Raw genomic sequence first — 906 nt, 5'->3', positions numbered from 1 at the left:
ACTTCTTCGTTTCACTTTCTGTGTCGCGCTTCAGACAGTAGAATTTTCTTAACGTTCGTATAGCTTATTTTCTTAACGCCTCCGTTTCCTATGTCATATTTCCATAGTTGTCATTGATGGAAATTCTGGCCTTTTATTATCTTTTCATTCATGTGATTTAAATAAAAGAGGCAAGATTCGAAAAGACTTGTACAAGATCACTTTCATGACCTTCTGGAGTCGAACCAAATTAAACCGAAGCAGGTCTTCTCTACGGCACTCTTTTATAGCATCAGGGTAAAAGCAGCGGAATCTTTCTATGCCATCTATTCTTTCTTTTGAACTACATTCCGTTTACAACAGGAATGGCAGGAATTGAACCTACATCTGACGGGGGACTCGAAGTACGATTCCAAAACGACACCTGATTTTAATTTTTCCATTGGGTTTTTCTGTATTTCTTCCAGTTTCGTTGGAACTTTGTATACCTTGCATTCACCACTTCAACACCGTGTGGAAAACAATATGAACAACCCATATCATCCCCGTACATCAATCTTGAGATCTGTACGCCTGAAATTTTCTTTGGAAAGTCAATTAATCCATATTCATTGAATCCGAATTTTTGTCTTAATGTTTTAGCTTTTTTCATAAGTATTGAGTATTAACCTCAATACACTGCTTCTTTTAGATCTGATTTATAATTATTCATAGTTATTAGTTTTCTTTCTACAAAATTATATTCTTACTGCGCATTCTATTTACGCAGTTATTTTTTATTAAAACCAAGCAATGAATTATAAGAGCAGTTGATGTTCAATTGAAAGTTGACGATGAAACTCTTATCAAAGGCATTGGTTAGCTACCGGGCAATCTGGTGAAAGACTCTGTCAGTTTGGAATCGAAGGAGGTCTTTCTAACGGCACC

1 protein-coding gene is annotated in these 906 nt (G+C 35.9%); it reads right to left on the bottom strand.

The genetic code is table 11. From position 1 onward, the window contains the following. Positions 1-409: 409 nt before the first annotated feature. The gene (locus NK356_RS24035) at positions 410-631 is read right to left on the bottom strand and encodes a phosphate ABC transporter substrate-binding protein (RefSeq protein ID WP_253318251.1); all 222 of its coding nucleotides are present in this window, start codon (positions 629-631) and stop codon (positions 410-412) included. Positions 632-906: the final 275 nt, after the last annotated feature.

Origin of the sequence: Chryseobacterium sp. S0630 (genome assembly GCF_024158915.1) — a bacterium.
GTDB lineage: Bacteria > Bacteroidota > Bacteroidia > Flavobacteriales > Weeksellaceae > Chryseobacterium.
This window is presented reverse-complemented; position numbering and strand designations above follow the sequence as displayed.

What these genes read in the sequence shown, in the direction of transcription:
- NK356_RS24035 (WP_253318251.1), bottom strand. Translation starts at nt 631, where the DNA reads ATGAAAAAAGCTAAAACATTAAGACAAAAATTCGGATTCAATGAATAT.